At 60.2% G+C, this 17,758-nt stretch carries 20 protein-coding genes; 12 read left to right on the top strand and 8 right to left on the bottom strand.

Translation table 11 applies throughout. The features are described 5' to 3' along the window. The first annotated feature begins 1 nt into the window (after position 1). From AC2FEE_RS16555 to AC2FEE_RS16570, 4 genes are all read left to right on the top strand, one after another. Positions 2 to 760 carry a F0F1 ATP synthase subunit A gene (locus tag AC2FEE_RS16555; protein WP_298849513.1) on the top strand — a complete coding sequence of 253 codons (759 nt, stop codon included), beginning with the start codon at positions 2 to 4 and terminating at the stop codon, positions 758 to 760. A gap of 48 nt (positions 761 to 808) precedes the next feature. Then, positions 809 to 1,033, top strand: a complete 225-nt coding sequence (locus tag AC2FEE_RS16560; protein WP_005981269.1) for a F0F1 ATP synthase subunit C — start codon at positions 809 to 811, stop codon at positions 1,031 to 1,033. Positions 1,034 to 1,119: 86 nt separating this feature from the next. Continuing rightward, on the top strand, positions 1,120 to 1,671 hold the full coding sequence (locus AC2FEE_RS16565; protein WP_496866426.1) for a F0F1 ATP synthase subunit B': 552 nt from the start codon (positions 1,120 to 1,122) through the stop codon (positions 1,669 to 1,671). Between the two features lie 5 nt (positions 1,672 to 1,676). Beyond that, positions 1,677 to 2,237 carry a F0F1 ATP synthase subunit B gene (locus AC2FEE_RS16570; protein ID WP_496866427.1) on the top strand — a complete coding sequence of 187 codons (561 nt, stop codon included), beginning with the start codon at positions 1,677 to 1,679 and terminating at the stop codon, positions 2,235 to 2,237. 118 nt (positions 2,238 to 2,355) lie between these two features. Here AC2FEE_RS16570 and AC2FEE_RS16575 read toward each other — a convergent pair whose 3' ends face one another. Both AC2FEE_RS16575 and AC2FEE_RS16580 read right to left on the bottom strand, forming a co-directional pair. Continuing rightward, entirely contained in the window at positions 2,356 to 2,844 is a 489-nt protein-coding gene (locus AC2FEE_RS16575; RefSeq protein WP_496866428.1) for a metal-dependent hydrolase, read from the bottom strand. Beyond that, the gene (locus AC2FEE_RS16580) at positions 2,844 to 3,614 is read right to left on the bottom strand and encodes an FCD domain-containing protein (protein WP_496866429.1); all 771 of its coding nucleotides are present in this window, start codon (positions 3,612 to 3,614) and stop codon (positions 2,844 to 2,846) included. Before AC2FEE_RS16580 ends, AC2FEE_RS16575 begins: the two co-directional genes overlap by 1 nt. Positions 3,615 to 3,754: 140 nt before the next feature. Here AC2FEE_RS16580 and AC2FEE_RS16585 point away from each other — a divergent pair, with 140 nt between their 5' ends. The 4 genes from AC2FEE_RS16585 (at position 3,755) to AC2FEE_RS16600 (ending at position 9,406) form a co-directional block, all read left to right on the top strand. Beyond that, positions 3,755 to 4,954: an aminotransferase-like domain-containing protein gene (locus tag AC2FEE_RS16585; RefSeq protein ID WP_496866430.1), complete on the top strand. Its 1,200-nt coding sequence runs from the start codon at positions 3,755 to 3,757 to the stop codon at positions 4,952 to 4,954. Positions 4,955 to 4,998: 44 nt separating this feature from the next. Next, positions 4,999 to 5,406: a hypothetical protein gene (locus AC2FEE_RS16590; protein ID WP_496866431.1), complete on the top strand. Its 408-nt coding sequence runs from the start codon at positions 4,999 to 5,001 to the stop codon at positions 5,404 to 5,406. Between the two features lie 139 nt (positions 5,407 to 5,545). Next, positions 5,546 to 9,001, top strand: a complete 3,456-nt coding sequence (locus tag AC2FEE_RS16595; RefSeq protein WP_496866432.1) for a chromosome segregation SMC family protein — start codon at positions 5,546 to 5,548, stop codon at positions 8,999 to 9,001. Positions 9,002 to 9,055: 54 nt separating this feature from the next. Beyond that, positions 9,056 to 9,406, top strand: a complete 351-nt coding sequence (locus tag AC2FEE_RS16600; RefSeq protein WP_496866433.1) for a hypothetical protein — start codon at positions 9,056 to 9,058, stop codon at positions 9,404 to 9,406. 403 nt (positions 9,407 to 9,809) lie between these two features. Here the strand turns inward: AC2FEE_RS16600 and AC2FEE_RS16605 are convergent, their stop codons facing one another. From AC2FEE_RS16605 to AC2FEE_RS16615, 3 genes are read right to left on the bottom strand one after another with little or no spacing between them, the layout of a single operon-like run. Beyond that, on the bottom strand, positions 9,810 to 10,973 hold the full coding sequence (locus AC2FEE_RS16605) for a lytic murein transglycosylase (RefSeq protein WP_496866434.1): 1,164 nt from the start codon (positions 10,971 to 10,973) through the stop codon (positions 9,810 to 9,812). 12 nt (positions 10,974 to 10,985) lie between these two features. Further along, on the bottom strand, positions 10,986 to 11,906 hold the full coding sequence (gene cbiB, locus AC2FEE_RS16610) for an adenosylcobinamide-phosphate synthase CbiB (protein WP_496866435.1): 921 nt from the start codon (positions 11,904 to 11,906) through the stop codon (positions 10,986 to 10,988). Beyond that, positions 11,903 to 12,868, bottom strand: a complete 966-nt coding sequence (locus AC2FEE_RS16615; protein WP_496866486.1) for a threonine-phosphate decarboxylase — start codon at positions 12,866 to 12,868, stop codon at positions 11,903 to 11,905. The genes cbiB and AC2FEE_RS16615 overlap by 4 nt, the downstream gene beginning before the upstream one ends. 182 nt (positions 12,869 to 13,050) lie before the next feature. On the opposite strand from AC2FEE_RS16615, the gene AC2FEE_RS16620 reads away from it, so the two are divergent. Then, a complete protein-coding gene (locus AC2FEE_RS16620; protein WP_170328338.1) occupies positions 13,051 to 13,413 on the top strand; it encodes a response regulator transcription factor in 363 nt (120 codons plus the stop codon). Here the strand turns inward: AC2FEE_RS16620 and AC2FEE_RS16625 are convergent. Further along, on the bottom strand, positions 13,395 to 14,384 hold the full coding sequence (locus tag AC2FEE_RS16625) for a glutathione S-transferase family protein (protein WP_496866436.1): 990 nt from the start codon (positions 14,382 to 14,384) through the stop codon (positions 13,395 to 13,397). The genes AC2FEE_RS16620 and AC2FEE_RS16625 overlap by 19 nt on opposite strands. A 213-nt stretch (positions 14,385 to 14,597) precedes the next feature. Between AC2FEE_RS16625 and AC2FEE_RS16630 the strand changes: the two genes are divergently transcribed. Next, entirely contained in the window at positions 14,598 to 14,951 is a 354-nt protein-coding gene (locus AC2FEE_RS16630) for a hypothetical protein (RefSeq protein ID WP_170447995.1), read from the top strand. On the opposite strand, the gene AC2FEE_RS16635 is transcribed toward AC2FEE_RS16630, so the two are convergent. Then, positions 14,948 to 15,475 carry a L,D-transpeptidase family protein gene (locus AC2FEE_RS16635; protein ID WP_496866437.1) on the bottom strand — a complete coding sequence of 176 codons (528 nt, stop codon included), beginning with the start codon at positions 15,473 to 15,475 and terminating at the stop codon, positions 14,948 to 14,950. The genes AC2FEE_RS16630 and AC2FEE_RS16635 overlap by 4 nt on opposite strands. A 4-nt stretch (positions 15,476 to 15,479) precedes the next feature. Then, positions 15,480 to 16,652 carry a MalY/PatB family protein gene (locus tag AC2FEE_RS16640; protein ID WP_496866438.1) on the bottom strand — a complete coding sequence of 391 codons (1,173 nt, stop codon included), beginning with the start codon at positions 16,650 to 16,652 and terminating at the stop codon, positions 15,480 to 15,482. 94 nt (positions 16,653 to 16,746) lie between these two features. Between AC2FEE_RS16640 and def (AC2FEE_RS16645) the strand changes: the two genes are divergently transcribed. Beyond that, complete coding sequence (def, locus tag AC2FEE_RS16645) at positions 16,747 to 17,265, top strand: peptide deformylase (RefSeq protein WP_496866487.1); 519 nt, start codon at positions 16,747 to 16,749, stop codon at positions 17,263 to 17,265. After that, positions 17,262 to 17,756 (top strand): peptide deformylase, encoded by a 495-nt coding sequence (def, locus tag AC2FEE_RS16650; protein ID WP_496866439.1) that lies wholly within the window; start codon positions 17,262 to 17,264, stop codon positions 17,754 to 17,756. Before def (AC2FEE_RS16645) ends, def (AC2FEE_RS16650) begins: the two co-directional genes overlap by 4 nt. Positions 17,757 to 17,758 lie beyond the last annotated feature (2 nt).

Consider the following 17,758-nt stretch of genomic DNA (forward strand, 5'->3'; position numbering starts at 1 on the left):
CGTGGCAACTGAGACCACCGCAGCAGAAGGCAGCAGCCTGGTATTCCACCCGATGGATCAGTTCATCGTCAAGCCGCTGTTCGGCGACGGTGCGGTAGGCATGTTCACGGTCACCAATGTGACCCTGTGGTTGTTCTTTGCGGTACTGGCCGTAACAGCACTGTTGGTTCTGCCCACATCCAAACGCGCCATTGTGCCGACCCGGATGCAGTCGGTGGCGGAACTGGCCTATGGCTTCATCTACAAGATGCTGGAAGACATCTGCGGCAAGGAAGGCGTCAAGTACTTCCCCTATGTCATGACCCTGTTCATGTTCATTGTCGTTGCGAACTTCCTGGGCCTGATCCCGACTTCGTTTACCACCACTTCGCATTTCGCGGTGACCATTCCGCTGGCGCTGGCCGTGTTCCTGACCGTAACCATTCTGGGCTTTGTAAAGAACGGTGCCGGTTTCCTGGGCCTGTTCTGGGTGTCCAGTGCGCCGCTGGCACTGCGTCCGATCCTGGCGATCATCGAACTGATCTCGTACTTTGTACGCCCGGTCAGTCACTCCATTCGTCTTGCCGGTAACGTCATGGCTGGCCACGCGGTTATCAAGGTGTTCGCAGGCTTCGCCGCGATTGCCGTGATTTCGCCCGTGTCGGTTCTGGCGATCACCGCTATGTACGGTCTTGAGGTCCTGGTGGCCTTCATCCAGGCCTACGTATTCACCATTCTGACCTGTGTTTATCTGAAAGATGCGCTGCATCCTTCGCACTAAGGTCCGATACCCAAACATCGAAACTTCCAATTCGTAAGGAGAAACATCATGGAAGGCGATCTCGCACACATCGGCGCAGGCCTGGCAGCAATCGGTTCCGGCGCAGCCGCAATCGGGGTGGGCAACGTTGCAGGCAACTTCCTGGCCGGCGCCCTGCGCAACCCTTCGGCGGCTGCTTCGCAGACCGCAACCCTGTTCATCGGTATCGCATTCGCAGAAGCGCTGGGCATCTTTGCATTCCTGGTCTCGCTGCTGCTGATGTTCGCCGTCTAATCTGCGGAACCTGATCCTTACGCGCAGGTGGGCCCAAGCCATAGCGGCCCACCTGTTGTAAAGACAACGTTCCGACGGAGGACATCATGGCGACTGAACCCATTAGCGAAGAAGTAGTAGGCGCGTGCGTCGACTCGCATGGCTCTGCCATCGGGATGCCACAGCTCTGCTTCGATTGGTTCCCCAACCAGATTTTCTGGCTGGTCATTACGCTGGTCGTCATCTTTCTGGTCCTGTCCCGCGTGGCTCTGCCCCGCATCGCGGCAATCCTGGCTGAACGTCAGGGGACCATTACAAATGACCTGGCTGCGGCCGAAGATCTGAAGGCCAAGGCGGTCGAGGCTGAGGAGGCCTATAACAAGGCGCTGGCCGATGCCCGTTCTGAGGCACAGCGTATCGCAGCGGAAGCCCGCGCTGAAATCCAGGCTGGTCTGGATGACGCGATTGCTAAGGCGGACGTGGAAATCGCTGCAAAGGCGGCTGAATCGGAAAAGGCAATTGCCGACATCCGTGCCGGTGCGCTGGAAAGCATTCAAGTGGTTGCCAAGGACACGGCGGCTGAACTGGTCACAGCACTGGGCGGTGAGGCAGATGCCAAAACCATCAACAGTGCCGTAGACGCGCAGACGAAAGGATAAGTGACATGCGGAACACTCTTGCCTTTATCCTGACTGTTGGTGGCGCCAGCCCCGCGCTGGCCGCAAGCGGCCCGTTCTTCTCGCTTGGCAACACCGACTTTGTCGTCCTTCTGGGCTTCATCGTCTTCATCGCGGTCCTGTTCTACTTCAAGGTGCCGGGTTTGATTGGTGGTGCGCTGGACAACCGTGCCGATGGTATCAAGTCCGAACTGGACGAAGCCCGCGCCCTGCACGAAGAAGCGCGCACCCTGCTGGCCTCGTACGAGCGCAAGCAGCGTGAAGTTCAAGGCCAGGCAGACGCCATCGTGGCTGCTGCGAAAGACGATGCTGCTCTGGCTGCTGAACAAGCCAAGGCCGATCTGGAAAAATCCATCGCGCGCCGTCTGGCGGCTGCGCAGGACCAGATCGCATCGGCCGAGGCTTCGGCTGTGAAGGAAGTCCGCGATCAGGCCATTTCCGTTGCTGTATCTGCAGCAAACGCGGTTTTGGCCAAGCAGATGACGGCGACGCAGGCGAACAAGCTGATCGACGCGGCAATTGCCGATGTAGGCGAAAAGCTGCACTAAGCTTTGAGCAATATGAACTTTGTGCGACCCGGTAGATTTCTGCCGGGTTTGCCATTTTATGGAACAGCCTTCTGGTCCGGAGCGGCACTCGGGTTGTGCCGCCATAGCAAGGCTGGCATTAGCCTGCGCGCGCTGGCCTGTTTCTGCCAGAGAAAAACACGATTACAGCCAGCACGGTGATTCCGATCTCAACCAAAAACGTCCAGTGGTTGAGAAATGAGAGAATCCAATGCGAATGCGTGGCCTCAACAGTTACGAGCGGGTGGGAAAAGTCCGAAAACGGCCATAGCCAAGTGATTTTACCGACGATGGAATCCAGCGCCATATGGACCAGCCCACCGGTTCCAAAAATGGTCATAACACGCCCCATCTGCGACCAGCGCAATCCGGTGATTAACCCCACCAGCATGATACCCACCCACAAGATCGGGCGATGCGTGAGGTATGCGTGGTGGTGATGTGCCTTGTCGTCGACCAGATAGAACCAAAGCATGTCCAGATCCGGTGCGATCGCGCCGAGCATAGCCGCGGCGAAGACCGTTTTCCCGATATTTGGCGTGGCAGTCCGAAAGACCAGATAGGCCCCTGGTAAATGCCCTATGAACATCAGATCTGACCTGTCTCGTGTTGCAGCCGTTGCTGCGCGATGGCTTCGTTGCGCTGGGCTTTCTGGTGGTCTTCCATGCATCGCTGGACAAAGCTGAGATGCTTATGAACCGCATCGCGCGCGCCTTCCGGGTCCCGGGCTTGCAGGGCGGTATTGATGGCGCGGTGCTGGTCCAGAATAGCCCCGCGCGTGGTTTGCTGCTGGAACATGATCTGGCGGTTGTAGAACACGCCCTGTTGCAGCAACTCGTACATCGACCGCATCATGTGCAGCATCACAACGTTATGGCTCGCTTCGATGATGGCCATGTGGAACTGGGCGTCCAACTGCGCCTCATCTTCGGAGGCGTTGCGCCCATGGGCCGCTTGCATCTTGTCGAATATCGCCTGCACGACCTTCAGATCGCTGTCCGATCCCAGCCGCGTGGCGCGTTCGGCGGCGAGGCCCTCAAGATCCTTGCGGAACGAGAGGTAATCAAACACCGCCTCTTCGTGACTGCCGAACAACCGGACCAGCGCCGGAGAAAAAGCCGAACCCAAGACTTCGGCCACATAGATGCCCGAACCCGCCTTGGCGGTTAGCAGACCCTGATCCTGCAGGTTCGAAATCGCTTCGCGCAGCGAGGGCCGGGAAACGCCCAGCCGATCCGCCAGTTCACGTTCAGCCGGAAGCCGTTCACCCGGGCGCAGGATACCGCGCAGGATCAGCATCTCGATCTGTTTGACCACCGCGATGGACAGTTTTTCGGGCTGGATTTTCTGAAAAGGCATGGGGCGTTCCGAAATTGGTCAAATCATATGACCACGTATTCCGGGTGGGTTCAAGAACGCCCGTTTGCTACAATAGGTCAGAACTATTGACATTAAGGGTGCGACGCCTAATCTGCCTGACATCAAAGCGGAGGAGATTGATGTCGACGAAAGACCTGTTTGCCACGCGGGCGTCGCGGATGAAGGCGTCCGAGATTCGCGAGTTGCTCAAGCTGCTGGATCAGCCGGGTATTATTTCCTTTGCCGGTGGTATTCCCGATCCAGCGCTGTTCCCTGCGGATGGCTTTGCCTTGGCATTCCAGAACGCGTTGGGACCCGAGAGCCAGGCGCAGGCGCTGCAATACTCTGTTAGCGAGGGATATGTGCCGCTGCGCGAATGGCTGGTCGAACATATGCGTCAAATCGGCATCGACTGCGGGCTCGACAATATCCTGATCACGTCCGGCTCGCAGCAGGCGCTGGACTATCTGGGCAAGCTCTACTTGTCGCCTGGTGACACGGCATTGGTCGGCTGGCCCACCTATCTGGGTGCATTGGCAGCCTTCAACGCCTACGAGCCGCGTTTTGATCGGCTCAGCATCAAAGGTAATCGCGGCGCCGCAGAATATAGGGCGGCAGCGGGTGAGGGAGCGGTGAAGTTCGCTTATCTCTCGCCGGACTTCGCCAACCCGACCGGAGAGACCGTGGATCTGCGTGGGCGCGAAACCTTGCTGGACCTGGCCGAAGACCTGAACTGTGCCGTTATCGAAGACGGCGCCTATCAGGCCCTGCGCTATGACGGACAGGCGATCCCGCCGGTTCTGGCGCTGGAATTGGCGCGCAAGGGCTCTATTGAAAACTGCCGGACAGTCTATTGCGGTAGTTTCTCTAAAACCTTGTCTCCGGGGTTGCGGGTTGGGTGGGTCGTGGCGGCCAAGCAGGTGATCTCGCAACTTGTGCTGATGAAACAGGCCGCCGACCTGCATTCAGCGACGATCAATCAGATGGCCATCAACGACGTGGCGCGCGCCTGCTTTGACACGCATATCCCGATGCTGCGCAGTGTTTACGGTGCACGTCGCGACGCCATGTTGGCTGCGCTGCAGGAACACATGCCGGACGGGGTTGAGTGGACCAAACCCAACGGCGGTATGTTCATCTGGGTGACGCTCCCCAAGGGCACGGTCGGGTCCGACCTGCTGGCGCGGGCGCTGGAAACGGTCAAAGTGGCATTTGTCCCCGGTCAAGCGTTTTTTTCGGACGGGTCCGGTGCCAACACGATCCGGCTGAGTTTCTCGAACTCGGATGAGGATACGATCCGCGAGGGCGTTCGCCGCTTGGGAGAAGTGCTGCGCGCATGAACCGGGAAAGGTTCTGTTAACTGTATTGCGGCAAAGCTGGCGGTATGATCCGGTATCTGTCCCTCCTCGTGCTGGCCGCTTGTTCGGCCGGCACGCCTTACTTTCGCGATGTGCCTGCCACCCGGATCGCGGTGAATGGCAGTATCTTCGACGTGCGCGTGCGCGGAGAGCTGGCCGAGGCAGTTCGGGTCAACACGCAATACGCGCCGCGTCTGGGGCCGATCCGTGACCGGGCCGGGCTGGCCATGGCGAAGGTCTCGGGCTGTCCGATTCTGGATGTATTGGGTGATGCGGCAGTGACCGTGGGCGTGCTGGAATGCGACCGTGAGGTAGGGGAACGGTTGCTGCTGACGGCTGTGTCGACCCCCAATTACGAATGCATTGATTACGGTATCTATGAAAACATTGGCAGCGGTAGCGGCTATCAGGTTTTTGAGTGCACGCCCTACTGAGATACGCGTATTTCTGCGCATATTGGCAAGATATTGTGGATAAGTCGGCCAGATATCCCATATCCTGCGTAACTCCGTTGACTCACCCCCAATCGGTTGCGCAGACTTCCAGATATAGGAATCACAGGACCCATTGCCTTTGCGCTTTAGCAAACTCAAACTCACCGGCTTCAAAAGCTTTGTTGATCCGACCGATCTGATTATCGCGGATGGGTTGACCGGTGTGGTGGGTCCGAACGGCTGCGGCAAGTCAAACCTTCTGGAAGCGTTGCGCTGGGTGATGGGTGAAAATCGCCCTAAATCCATGCGTGGTGGCGCGATGGAGGATGTGATTTTCGCCGGGGCCGCGACGCGCCCAGCCCGAAACTTTGCCGAGGTTGTCCTGACCATGGATAACTCGGAACGGCTGGCGCCGTCTGGGTTCAATGACGCGGATCAGTTGGAAATCGTGCGTCGCATCACGCGGGATGTCGGCAGTGCCTATAAGACCAACGGCAAGGATGTACGGGCGCGCGATGTGCAGATGCTGTTTGCGGATGCTTCGACCGGTGCGCATTCGCCCGCGTTGGTGGGGCAGAACCGCATTGCCGAACTGATCAACGCCAAGCCCCGCGCCCGTCGCCGCATTCTGGAAGAGGCTGCCGGGATCTCGGGCCTGTATCAGCGCCGTCACGAGGCCGAGCTGAAGTTGAAGGGTACCGAGGCCAACCTGACCCGCGTGGATGATGTGCTGGAACAGCTGGGCACTCAACTGGCGCAACTCGCGCGTCAGGCTCGGCAGGCCGCGCGTTATCGCGAGATTGGCGAGCAGTTGCGCCAAGCCGAAGGCATGTTGCTCTATCGCCGTTGGAAAGAGGCTGACATGGCCCGCCAACAGGCCGAGGAAAAACTACGCGAACGGATCACCGAGGCTTCGCGCGCCGAGGCCGAGGCCCGCGCTGCCGCTACAAAACGTGCCGAGATCGAAGAGACCCTGCCGCCGTTGCGCGAGGAAGAGGCTATTGCCGCTGCTGTCTTGCAACGCCAACAGGTGCAACGCGATCAACTGTCGGATCAGGAAGCCCGCGCCCGCCAGACGATTGAAACCCTGACCAACCGTATCCAGCAATTGGCCCATGATATCGAACGGGAGACTGGCCTGAACCGTGACGCAGGTCAGATGATCGAGCGTTTGGAGTGGGAAGCCCGTGAATTGGCTAAAGCTGCTGAAGGGCACGAAGACAAGGTCGCCGAGGCTGCCGAGATCTCCCACGAGGCGGCTGCAGTGTTGCAGAACCGCGAAGATCACCTGTCGCAGGAAACCGAGGATATGGCGCGGCTGGTTGCCCGCCACCAGTCGGCGCAACGTTTGGTCGAGGACAGCCGCAAGACGCTGGCCCGGTCCGAGGGTGAAGAAGAAAAGGCGCGTGCGGCGGTGGAGGAAGCTCGTACCGCTCTGACCCGCGCCAGCGAAGCGTTCGAAGCGGCGCAAGAGGGTGAGGAAGAGGCCCGCGAAGCCGCCGAAGCCGCTGAAGAGGCGCTGGCCGCCGCCGATGAGCTACGCAACGATACGCAGGCGCGTGAGGCCGAAGCCCGCGCGCAACGGTCCGAGGCCGAGGGTGAGCTGGGTGCGATCCGCGCTGAGACCACCGCTTTGGCCAAACTGGTGGAACGCGACACGGCCGAAGGTGGTCAGGTTCTGGACCTGCTGCGCGTCGAGCCCGGTTATGAAAAGGCGTTGGGCGCTGCGCTGGCCGATGATCTGCGTGCCCCACTGGTCGAAGGCGACGGTCCGTCTGGCTGGGTACAGGTTGCGGGCTATGACACCGATCAGCCGTTGCCGGATGGGGTCGAGCCGCTGGCGCTGCATGTGTCTGGCCCGGATCGGTTGAGCCGCCGGATTGCGCAGATCGGGTTGGTTGATGCGGATCAGGGCGCGCGTTTGCAGACCTCGTTGAAACCGGGTCAGCGGTTGGTGTCGCGCTCGGGTGACCTGTGGCGCTGGGACGGATTTCGCGCTTGGGCCGAGGATGCACCCAGTGCGGCGGCTCTGCGTTTGGAACAACTCAACAAGCTGGAAGCGCTGAAACAGGAACTTGCCCGGACTGAGGCGCAGGCCGATGGTGCCCGCGCCGCGCATGAGGCGTTGTCGCAGCAACTGGCGGACGTGACAGAAGCGGACCGTCGCGCACGAGAAGCGCGCCGCGCCGCCGATCAGCGCATGGCCGAATCTGCGCGTCAGCTCAGCCGGGCCGAAGCGGACCGCAATCTGGCTCAGGGCAAGCTGGAGACCCTGGCCCTTGCCGTCGACCGCCACAAGGAAGACGCCATGTCAGCCCGCGCGCAGCTGCGCGAAGCCGAAGGTGCGTTGGCCGGTCTGGGTAACCTCGACAGCGCCCGTGCCCAGGTTGAGGATATTAAACAGACGGTCGAGGCGGCGCGGATCACCATGCTGACCCATCGCTCATCCCATGACGAGCTGCGCCGCGAGGGCGAGGCCCGCACGCGCCGCACACAGGAAGTGACCAAGGACCTCAGCGGCTGGAAGCACCGTCTGGAGACGGCCGAAAAACGGATCTCAGAATTGGCGGAACGCAAGGAAAGCTCGGAAGAGGAGCTGTCCGAAGCCATGGCCGCCCCCGCTGAGATTGCCGAGGCGCGGGAAGAGCTGAACGAGTTGATCGAAGCCGCCGAAGCCCGGCGGGCCGAGGCCGCCGACAAGCTGGCCGAAGCCGAGACTCAGCAGCGTGAAGTCGTGATAGCCGAGCGGGACGCAGAACGTCTGGCCTCGGAAGCGCGTGAGTCCCGTGCCGCAGCTGAGGCGCGCTGCGATGCGGCCAAGGAAAGCGTGACCGCTGCGGCGGAACGGATTGCCGAGGATCAGCAACTGACGCCGAACCAGTTGCTGAACCAACTGGACGCAAACCCTGACCAGATGCCTGCGGCCGATGCCTTGGAGGCCGAAGTAAACCGCCACAAGCGTCAGCGCGATGCGATGGGGGCGGTAAACCTGCGGGCCGAAGAGGACAGTAAGGAAGTTCAGGAAGAGTTTGACACGCTGAATACCGAAAAGGCGGATCTGGAAGAGGCGATCAAGGCCCTGCGTAGCGGCATCGCCAGCCTCAACCGCGAGGGCCGCGAACGTCTGCTGACCGCGTTCGAACAGGTGAACTCGAACTTCGCCATGCTGTTCAAGCATCTGTTTGGTGGCGGTGAGGCCAATCTGGTCATGGTCGAAAGCGACGATCCGTTGGACGCGGGTCTGGAGATCATGTGCCAACCGCCGGGCAAGAAACTCTCGACGCTCAGCCTTTTGTCGGGCGGGGAACAGACCCTGACCGCCACTGCGCTGATCTTTGGCGTCTTCCTTGCCAACCCTGCGCCGATTTGTGTGCTGGACGAGGTCGATGCGCCGCTGGACGATGCCAACGTGACCCGGTTCTGTGACCTGCTGGACGAGATGTGCCGCCAGACCGACACGCGATTCCTGATCATCACCCACCACGCGGTGACGATGGCGCGGATGGACCGGCTGTTCGGAGTGACCATGCAGGAACAGGGCGTCAGTCAACTTGTCTCGGTTGACCTGAAGAAGGCCGAGCAGATGGTGGCCTGACCGTTCACTGCAACGTTATGACCATCTGGTGGCACCACAGGGTAAGCTGGCCGCATGACCCGATATCTGATCCTTGCCCTGCTGACTGCCAGCCCGACCATCGCCGCCGAGTGGCCCACCAAGCCCGGAGATGTGCCTCTTTCCCCCGAGGAATTAAGCGCCTTGGCAGGCCAGACGTTCACCTTCTACGATGACGGTCAGGCCGCTTTCTCCGCCGGAGGCGCCTATTCCTATACCTACGCCAGCGGAGACGCAGCCTTTGGCACTTACTCCATCGCCGAGGACGGCAGCGTCTGTATCGCTTATCGCAACGGGTTTAGCCGGTGTGACCTGTATGTGCGCAGCGGCGAGCGGTTGATCCTGATCGATGAGAAGGGAGATCGCTACCCAGTACGGTCGGAGTGAGTCGGACGTGCATCATCGGATCATTTTTCCAGTGGCTGTAATGCGGACAAAGCGAACTTCCAAACTTGAGAAGTCTAACGTTTCTGTCGAACCACTTTCCAACAGTCAAAGGCACCACCAACCACCAAAATTACGAGGATAGCCACGTCCCTCGCGGATAGCCCTTCATCCGCCCAGTAGAAAGTGCCAAGCAGACATATTGCTAAGCTAAACCATAGGGTTCTTTTTGGTATTGATTTGATGAAACTCACTATTCAGACCCCAAACGTACTGTGTTTGAAGGAACTACCACGGAACACTGTCCGGAGCTAGAAGATCAACTTGGGTAGGTGAACTCCCCTGTGCAAAACGCATTGCGCTTTCCGGCTTCTTTGTCGGCTTTGGGCTCCAATCAGACATTGCGTCATAACTGTCCCAACAACTCCACTGTTGGCCACGCATCCGCAGGCAGCCCCAGCCGCGCCTGCTCGGCCTGCACTGCGGCTCGCGTGCCAGCCCCCAGAATGCCGTCGATCTTGCCGACGTCATGGCCACGCGCCTGCAATTTGCTCTGCAATTGCTTCATCTGCGCACCAGACAGCCCTTGTGCCGGGTTACCCGCGTCGTAGACCTGCGCGCCCTCAAGCCGGGTACCGAAATAGGCGGCAGTCAGGACGTAGACAAAGCTCTGGTTCCATTCGAAATAGACGTCGAAATTGGGATAGGCCAGAAAGGCGGGTCCGTTGTGTCCCTGCGGCAGGATCAGTGAGGCGGGAAGGTTGGCCAGCGATCCGCTGCGCGCCTTTACCCCCATTGCCTTCCATTCAGAGATCGAGCGCGGTTTGCCGGGGCCAGAAAGGGACCAGTCCATCTGCGCAGGCACTGTGACCTCTTGCAGCCAGGGCTGACCGGGCTGCCAACCCAGATGCGACAGCATTTTGGCCCCTGACATTAGCGCATCAGGAGCCGAGGTTTTTAGCGAAACCTTGCCGTCACCATCCGCATCGACACCGTTTTCAATAATGTCACGCGGCAGCATCTGTACCATTCCGATCTCTCCCGCCCAGGCACCAGTGGTGCGGGCCGGGTCGAAATTGCCCTTTTGGTACAGTTCAATCGCCGCGAACACCTGCGGACGGAACAATTCAGGACGGCGGCAGTCATGGGCCAGCGTCACCAGCGCGTTGCGGGTGTTGAAATCGCCCTGAAACGCGCCGTAATCGGTCTCGAACGCCCAGAAGGCCAGAAGCACCCCGCGAGAAATACCGTATTCCGCCTCGATCCGGCCGAACACGGCGTCGTATTTACGCGACATGGCCTGGCCGCGTTCGATCCGGTTTTGCGAGATCAGGTGGCGGGAAAAGTCGATGAACGGTTTCTGGAACACGCCTTGCGCGCGGTCGGCTTTCAGAACCGCTCCGTCCTGTTGTACACCTTTGAAAAACGCGTTGACGGTGGATTTGTCGAACCCTTGCTGAACGGCCTCGCCCTTCAGACCCTTGACGAAGGAATTGAACCCGCCACCGCATTCGGCCATAGCAGGCGAGGCGAGCAGGGTGGCGGCAACAAGGCCAGAAAGAAAGCGCATAGGTGGGTCCCGTCAGAAAATAAAGCTGAGCCCAACCCACACCGACACGAGGCCAAGCGCAAGCCCCCAGACCTTCCACAGCATGTTACATGCGCGGAAAACTTCCGGCGCGCCGATCTCGCGCGGGGCCTTGCCGTTGACCCAGGCCAGATCGCGGACCTGTCCGTCATAGCTGCGCGGGCCTGCGAGGGCGACGTTCAGGGCGCGCGCCATCGCGGCCTCGGGCCAACCAGCATTGGGTGAGATATGGCGGCGCGCATCCGCCACCATTTCGGGCCAGCGTGTCCATTGGCCGGACAGCGCCACGATCATCACGCAGGTCAGACGGGCAGGGATCAGGTTCAACACGTCATCAAGACGGGCAGCGGCCCAGCCAAAGTCGCGGTATTTTTCGGTACGGTAGCCGATCATGCTGTCGGCGGTATTGACCGCTTTGTAGATCAGCAGGCCCGGCAATCCGGCGATCAGGAACCAGAATGCGGGGGCAATGATCCCGTCACTGAGGTTTTCCGCAGCGCTTTCGATCGCCGACCGGGCCACCTGCGCCTCTGTCATGTCGCGCGTGTCGCGAGAGACAATCATAGCGACCTTTGCGCGTCCTTCGGGAAGCGATGTTTGCAGACCGTCGCCCACGTCATTCACATGTGTCACCAGAGATTTCTGGGCCAGTAGGATAGCGCAGATGATGATCACAACCACCGGACCCAGCAGGGCCAGCAATTGCCCCAAGATCAGCGCGCCGCAAAGCAGCAAGGCCACCACGGCAACCCCTTTCAGCCGCCGCTGTGCCCCGTGATTCAGGCGCTCGTCCAGCCAGCCGATGATGTTTCCCATCATCACTGCCGGGTGTTTCACCCGTGACCACAGCCACTCCGGCTCACCCAAGGCGGCGTCCAGACACATGGCACAGACCAGTAGGAAGGCCGTGCTCACAACGCGGCCTCCAATCTGCTCCAACCGTCCGCAGGGGGCAGGCCAAGCCGCAGGTAGGTTTTGGAATACGGAAAGACGCGGCTCCAGATATGGGAGTGGGCAAGGCGGTCCTGCCAGTCGGTGGCGCTGTCAACTTCATACAGACGGAACAGGGTGGTGCCGCCCACAAGGGCTGCACCTCTGGCGGTCATCAGATCGTCCAGCCGGGTGGTCTCGGTGGTCAGCCGTTGGCGTGTGGCGTTGGCCCATTCAATGTCCTGCAAAGCGCGCGTTCCGATCCGCAGGGCGGGGCCAGAGACGGCCCACGGGCCAGTCAAATCGTTCAGCCGGGCGATCAGGTCGGGCTGGCCGATGGCGAAACCCAGCCGCAACCCGGCCAAGCCCCAGAATTTGCCGAAACTCTTCAGTACAACTACGCCGGGCCGGGCAGCCAGATGGATCAGCGACGCCTCGGGACTGACATCGCAAAAGCTCTCGTCGATCACGGTGAAGGGGGCGCTTGCGTCCGCCCCGGTCCAGACCCGCCCGTCAGGGTTGTTCGGATGCACGACGACGCGGGCCTGGGCCGGGCCGTCGGGCTGCACAGACCATCCCTGCGCGGTGAAGGCGGCGGCGTGTTCATTGTAGGTGGGTGTCGTGATCTGCACCCGGCCTCTTTCGACCAGCGCGGGAATGCGTGCAATCACGGCCGAGGCACCGGGTGCGGGCAGAATCGCGGCACCCTCTGGGACGAACCAGAATTGGCGCGCGGCCTTTGTCAGACGTTCAAACGCGCCGTGATCGGGCAATTCGGCCCAGTCCGAGGCGGTCAGGCCCGAAACCTCGTATGGGTGAGGGTTTATTCCGGTGGACAAGTCCATCCAATCCGCGCGGGTTCCGCCATAGCGGGCGATGGCCCCATCCAGCCCTCCGCCATGGTCACGCGCGGCGCGTGGGTTCAAGTTATCGGTATCGCTTGCCATGGAATTCTCGCCGGAATCGCTAGTTTCGGCCTGCTTCAAGCGGATTTTTGCCATTTACACAAGCAAATCCGCGCATTCAGTGCTGCCAATCGGCGTCGTTAACACTTTGTTAAGGAATAAGCGTGATCACGATTTATGGGGGACGGCACCAGACGCTCTATCATGTGCCGAGGTTGTTGCGAATGAATGTTTTGATAGTTGAGAGTAATCCCGATCTTGGTCGGGTGTGGAAAAGGCATCTTGAACGGCACGGCGCCGAAGTAACGCTGGTGCCGGGGCAAGAGGCAGCGATTCTTGCGCTCTACGGTCAGGATTTCGATATCATTGTGCTGGATTTGGTGCTGGAAACCGGAAGTGCGTTGGCAGTGGCCGATTTCGCCAGCTACCGCCGCCCCGAGGCGCGGGTGATCTTTGTCACCAACACCACTTTTTTCTCGGACGGGTCGATTTTCGCCCACAGCCCCAACGCTTGCGCCTATGTGCAAAGTGCGACGCCGCCAGAGGATCTGGCGGCGATGGTCGAACACTACGCCGCGGGTCGCTGATCCCGCCCATGAGGTTCCAGATAGTCCAGAACTGGGTTCACCGGGATGATCCGGTTCGGGTTAATCGTGTCGTGGCTGAAATGGTAGTGGCGCACGATATGGGCCATATTCACGGTCCTGGCGACGCCCGGCCACTGATACAACTCGCGGGTAAAGGCCCATAGGTTCGGGTAGTCGATCAGCCGCCGATGGTTGCATTTGAAATGCAGGTGATACACCGGGTCGAAGCGGATCAGTGTGGTGAACAGGCGCCAGTCGGCCTCGGTCGCGCGGTCGCCCATCAGATAACGGTTTCTGGCCAGGCGGTCGTCGAGCCAGTCCAAAGTATCGAACAGCGGACCTACGGCTGCGTCATAAGCTTGCTGGGTCGTGGCAAAGCCAGCCTTGTAGACGCCGTTATTTACGTCGGAATAAACGCGCGCGTTGATCTCTTCGATCTCATCCCGCATCGCTTCGGGCCAGTAGTCGTCAGAATTGCCGGTGATGCCGTCAAAGGCGGCATTGAACATTCGGATGATTTCCGAACTTTCGTTGGAAACGATGGTCTCTTGCTGTTTGTCCCACAGGATCGGCACGGTGACACGGCCCGTGTAGGTGGGGTCGGCCTTGGTGTAAACCTGATGGGCAAAATCAAAACCATAGAGCGTATCGCCCGTCGCACCGTGGTCATCCGTTTCGAATGTCCAGCCTTTGTCCAGCATATCCGGATGCACAACTGAGACCGAGATCAGGTCGCTCAGACCCTTCAACTCGCGAAAAATCAACGTGCGGTGCGCCCAGGGGCAGGCGTAGCTGACATAGAGGTGATAGCGGTCCGGTTCCGCCTTGAAACCACCCTTGCCGGATGGGCCTGCACTGCCGTCCGCGGTCAGCCAGTTGCGAAACTGCGCGGCGCTGCGTTTGAACGCGCCGCCGGTGGATTTGGTGTCATACCATGTGTCGTGCCATTTGCCGTCGACCAACAGGCCCATTGCGCATCCTCCGCTTTTCGGTTTCAGCAAAGATAGGGCTTTGCGCAGGGCCATCCCACATCAGGTGCCGCGCATTGAGTCTGCATCGGCGCACAGCCCGGATTGAGATTTCCGCGCAACAGGTTGAATTTGCACCGCACTATGTGACCGTCTTCACTGGATTTTTACAGTCAATGCCGCACAATGGAATCCGTTTTCCGGGGGGAACTTATTATGACAACCTATGTTTCTAAGGAGATGAGCGCCGAATTGGATGCGGCGCGAATCGCAGGATTGAAGAAAACCAGCCGTCTTCGTGTGGAATTTGGCGACAATACCTTCAAAATTCTCAGATTGTGGAAAGATGGTTTCACGGTCGAGGCCGAAACCACGCCGCAGTTGCGCGGGCTGGTCGATATTTACGACGGCGCGCGCCACCTGTACCAATGCCTGATCATCGCAGATGACGAGGAAGCGGGCGAGATGCGCTATGAATTCAAGCGCAGCACTGCCGCCGCCGATAAGGCTCCGCTGGATTTCTACCGCGCGCCGGACGCACCGATTGCGTTGTTGGGGTACGAAGACTAGGGGCGGATTTCCACAACGGTGCCGGTGGGCGTCAGGCTCCAAAGCCGCGTCATTTCGGTATTCGACAGGGCGATGCAGCCCGCAGTCCAATCGCCGGGGAGGGTAAAGCCAGCGACGCCATTCGGCTGCCCGTGGATGAAAATGTCTCCGCCCGGATCAATGCCCTGATTATGGGCGCGGTCGATATCTTCTGGCAAAGGGTAGTTGATCCCGAGTGACAGGTGGAAAGCGCTCTGCGGGTTGCGTCGGTCGATCCGGAAGCTTCCAACCGGGGTCTTGCCGTCACCTTCCTGCTGTTTGTCGCCGTCGGGCTCGAACCCCAGTGCAACATCCGCCTGCATGACAACCGCACCGTTCAATGATGCGGTCAGGCGGCGGGCGGATTTCTCGATCAGGATATGGTCGATCTGTGTGGCCTCAGGTGCCATTGGCGGCGCGGGTGGGCGTGGTCCGAAACGATACCATCCAAACCACGCCGCGCCGATCAAACAGATCAGAAGGACAATACGCGCAACCCGTCGCATGACTTTATTGCAAATCGGCAAACGCGTGTTTCAGGCGGGCACAGGCCTCTTCCACTCGCGCGCGCTGGGTGGCGAGGTTGAACCGCTCGAAATTCTCTCCGCCCGTTCCGAAACCGGGGCCGGAGGAGGTAGCGATCCTGGCGCCTTCGCGCAGGCGGCGGACGAACTCAGCGTGATCCATGCCAGTGCCCGAGAAATCGACCCAGGCCAGGTAGGTTGCTTGCAGGGGCATCGACCACAGGCCGGGTATGTCGGCGATGGTCGTGTCGAACAATTTTCGGTTGCGGTCCAGATGGGCGATCTGCTCATCGACCCAAGTCGCGCCTGCCGGAGAATAGGCGGCGGTGATCATAGCAACACCCAGCGCGCTGGGGGCATAGTCCAGCGTGTGCAGCCGATAGCGCATGGCCGCGCGCAGCTCGGGATCGGGGATGATCATGTTGCCAGTGCGCTGACCCGCGATATTGAACGTCTTTGATGCCGCCGTCAGCGTCACCGTCCACGGCCGCGCATCGGGTGCGGCCACATCCATCGGAACAAATTTGTGGCCGGGGTAGATCAGATCGTGGTGAACCTCGTCTGAGACCAGGATCAGCCCGTTCCGCTCGGCAAACGCGGCCACCGCGCGCAGTTCGTCCGGCGTCCAGACCCGCCCCGAAGGGTTCTGCGGCGAACACCACAGCAGCATTTTTTCCGACCCGTCCAGCCGCGACTGTGCGTCCTCCAGATCGATGCCATAGCTGTCGCCTTCACGGACCAGCGGACATTCCACCACGCGGCGGCCGGACTTGTTCACCTTGTAGGCAAACTCATGGTAGACGGGCGTGAAGATCACGACCCCGTCACCGGGTTCGGTCCAGACATCGAGACTCAGAGCGATTGCATTGCCCAGCCCCTGTGAGGTCAGCACCCAGTCGGTGTCGATCTCCCAGTCGTGGCGGTTCTTCATCCACCACTGGACCGAGGCCAGATAATCCGGGTGTGTCCAGGAATACCCGAAGATACCATGATCGGCCGCTTCGCGAACAGCCTCAATCACGCAGGGTGCGGTGGCATAGTCGGAATCGGCCGTCCACATGGCCAGCCCCTCCTGCGGCGGCACGCCGTACAGGTCTTCCATCTTGTCCCATTTAGAACTGTTCGTTCCCCGGCGGTCGATCAGGTCGTTGAAAGTCATGTCTGCTCCATCTGTCCGGGGGAAAGCTAGCCACAATTCCAGCAGGCGCAAGGGGGGCGTTGCGGCGGGAGGCGGGATGGCCTACATCAACCCCATGAAACGCAATATCCTGATCCATCCCGACCCCCGTCTGAAAAAGGTCTGTGCCCCTGTGACCGACCTGTCGGACGAGCTGCGCAAATTGGCCGACGACATGCTGGAGACGATGTATGACGCCCCCGGTATCGGGCTGGCGGCGCCGCAAGTTGGCGTGCTGGACCGTCTAATCGTGATGGACTGCATCAAGGAAGAAGGCGCCGCGCCGCGCCCGCTGATCATGTTCAACCCCGAGGTCATCGCTTCATCCGACGAAACCAACGTCTATGAGGAAGGCTGCCTGTCGATCCCCGAGCAATTCGCTGAGGTGACGCGCCCCAAAGTGGTGGACGTCACTTGGATGGATCGCGATGGCAACTTGCAGCAGGAGACGTTTGACGGTCTCTGGGCGACTTGCGTGCAGCATGAGATCGACCACCTGAACGGCAAGCTGTTCATCGATTACCTCAAGCCGCTGAAACGCCAGATGATCACCCGCAAGATGCAAAAGCTGAAACGCGAACAGGCCCGCGCATGACCGTGCGCACCTGCCTGCCGTGGCCAGACAAACGCCTGCGGACCAAGGCCGAGGAAGTGGCCGAGATCACCGACGAAATCCGCGCCATCTGGGGTGACATGATCGACACGATGGAAGCAATGCCCGGGGTCGGCCTCGCGGCCACCCAGATCGGTGTGATGCTGCGGCTGGCTGTTGTGGATGGGTCGACCGAGCGGGGCAAGGCTGTACGTCTGGCGAACCCCGAGATCCTGCACAGCTCGATTGAACTGCGCGAACATGATGAGGCCAGCCCGAACCTGCCCGGCGTTTCTGCCAAGGTGAAACGCCCCCGCGCAGTGACGGTGAAGTTCCTGAACGAACAGGGCATGATCGACCGCCGTGATTTTGTGGGGATCGAGGCCACAAGCGTGCAGCATCAGATCGACCATTTGAACGGCCGGATGTATTTCGACCGGCTCAGCAAGGTCAAACGTGACATGCTGCTGCGCAAAGCCAGGAAACAGGGGTAATC

The organism is Ruegeria sp. YTSC199 (assembly GCF_059609725.1).

Coding starts and splice junctions, on each gene's coding strand:
- AC2FEE_RS16590 (WP_496866431.1), top strand. CDS start 4,999: ATGATCCGGTATCTGTCCCTCCTCGTGCTGGCCGCTTGTTCGGCCGGC.
- AC2FEE_RS16570 (WP_496866427.1), top strand. CDS start 1,677: ATGCGGAACACTCTTGCCTTTATCCTGACTGTTGGTGGCGCCAGCCCC.
- def (WP_496866487.1), top strand. CDS start 16,747: ATGAAACGCAATATCCTGATCCATCCCGACCCCCGTCTGAAAAAGGTC.
- AC2FEE_RS16630 (WP_170447995.1), top strand. CDS start 14,598: ATGACAACCTATGTTTCTAAGGAGATGAGCGCCGAATTGGATGCGGCG.
- AC2FEE_RS16585 (WP_496866430.1), top strand. CDS start 3,755: ATGTCGACGAAAGACCTGTTTGCCACGCGGGCGTCGCGGATGAAGGCG.
- AC2FEE_RS16565 (WP_496866426.1), top strand. CDS start 1,120: ATGGCGACTGAACCCATTAGCGAAGAAGTAGTAGGCGCGTGCGTCGAC.
- def (WP_496866439.1), top strand. CDS start 17,262: ATGACCGTGCGCACCTGCCTGCCGTGGCCAGACAAACGCCTGCGGACC.
- AC2FEE_RS16625 (WP_496866436.1), bottom strand. CDS start 14,384: ATGGGCCTGTTGGTCGACGGCAAATGGCACGACACATGGTATGACACC.
- AC2FEE_RS16580 (WP_496866429.1), bottom strand. CDS start 3,614: ATGCCTTTTCAGAAAATCCAGCCCGAAAAACTGTCCATCGCGGTGGTC.
- AC2FEE_RS16620 (WP_170328338.1), top strand. CDS start 13,051: ATGAATGTTTTGATAGTTGAGAGTAATCCCGATCTTGGTCGGGTGTGG.
- AC2FEE_RS16575 (WP_496866428.1), bottom strand. CDS start 2,844: ATGTTCATAGGGCATTTACCAGGGGCCTATCTGGTCTTTCGGACTGCC.
- AC2FEE_RS16635 (WP_496866437.1), bottom strand. CDS start 15,475: ATGCGACGGGTTGCGCGTATTGTCCTTCTGATCTGTTTGATCGGCGCG.
- AC2FEE_RS16605 (WP_496866434.1), bottom strand. CDS start 10,973: ATGCGCTTTCTTTCTGGCCTTGTTGCCGCCACCCTGCTCGCCTCGCCT.
- AC2FEE_RS16640 (WP_496866438.1), bottom strand. CDS start 16,652: ATGACTTTCAACGACCTGATCGACCGCCGGGGAACGAACAGTTCTAAA.
- AC2FEE_RS16560 (WP_005981269.1), top strand. CDS start 809: ATGGAAGGCGATCTCGCACACATCGGCGCAGGCCTGGCAGCAATCGGT.
- AC2FEE_RS16615 (WP_496866486.1), bottom strand. CDS start 12,868: ATGGCAAGCGATACCGATAACTTGAACCCACGCGCCGCGCGTGACCAT.
- AC2FEE_RS16600 (WP_496866433.1), top strand. CDS start 9,056: ATGACCCGATATCTGATCCTTGCCCTGCTGACTGCCAGCCCGACCATC.